Raw genomic sequence first — 1101 nt, 5'->3', positions numbered from 1 at the left:
GATCCGGACGGAGCAGGCTCTTCAAGAGTGCGAGCGGCGATACCAGGCTATTTTTGAAAATACTCTGGATGGCATCATTATCTTTACCATTCAAGGCACCATCACCGGTGCCAATGCCAGCGCCTGCAGGATGACCGGGTTTTTGCCAGGCGACCTGGTGGGGAAAAGGGTTGCTGACATTTTTTCAAATGATGACGCAAAGAAGTATCTCACGGGAATTCTTCGGGTTGTGGAGACAAAGGAGCCGGACGCCCGTGCCGTGACAGTTCCCAACCGGGGAGGAACGAGCCGTGTCAGCATCCGGTTCTCCCCCGTGCTCGGCGTGGACGGTTCGGTGGTCTCGGTTGTCGGCCTTGCCCGGGACGAGCCGGGACGGGGATTCCGGGCAGCCCCCGGGCGCTCGCAGAAAGATTGAAAGCGGCCCGGAATTCCCCGTTCCCCCCCCGAATATCAAAATAAAAGCATTAATTGGCGGAAAAACCCTATCCGTTCGTGAGAGAATGGAACCGGATACGGACCCGTCGCAGGGACAGCTTGCCGAGACCCTCGCCCATTACCGGCAGATGGCCGAATTCACGCTGGATGGCATCATCATCGCCGATATTACCGGTAGGATTCTGATTACGAACCCGGCCATCATCTCCCTGCTCGAGCTTGACAGCACCACGGCAGCACAACCGTATACCATCTTTGACTTCCTTGAACCTGAATCTCTTGAACCGGCTACACGCGACTTCCATGCGGTCGTGGCAGGGGCAAAAGGAGTGTTGCGGGTTTACCGGATAAGGAGCGCACGCGGCACCCCGCGCGAGATCGAGATTATGGGCAACCGTATAACGTATGATGGAGGTCCGGCAGCTATCATCTCGGTCCGGGATGTAACGGAACGCAGGGCGATGGAGGCTGCACTCCAGACCAGCCGGCGCAAGTTCGAGCTCCTTGCCAATACCGCTATCGACATCATCAACTACCATGATGGTGACCTCACCCTCACCTACATCTCACCGGCCGTCCGGGCCGTCCTCGGGTACGAACCGGAGGAGTGCATCGGCAGGTGCGTTCTTGACTTCGTGAACCATGGCGATCTTCCCTATCTTGAAG

General features: G+C 57.5%; 2 protein-coding genes. Both read left to right on the top strand.

Annotation, left to right across the window (positions count from 1 at the left end; translation table 11 throughout):
• The coding region (locus CW742_RS14670) for a PAS domain S-box protein (protein ID WP_292421669.1) at nucleotides 1–415 on the top strand (415 nt) is incomplete at its 5' end.
• 85 nt (nucleotides 416–500) lie between these two features.
• Nucleotides 501–1101: PAS domain-containing protein (locus tag CW742_RS14665; RefSeq protein WP_292421666.1), on the top strand; the 601-nt coding region annotated here is incomplete at its 3' end.

The sequence above is a fragment of the Methanoregula sp. genome, from assembly GCF_002835825.1.
Lineage (GTDB): Archaea > Halobacteriota > Methanomicrobia > Methanomicrobiales > Methanospirillaceae > Methanoregula.
The sequence above is the reverse complement of the archived record's forward strand: the minus strand, read 5'-3'. Positions and strand labels throughout refer to the sequence as shown.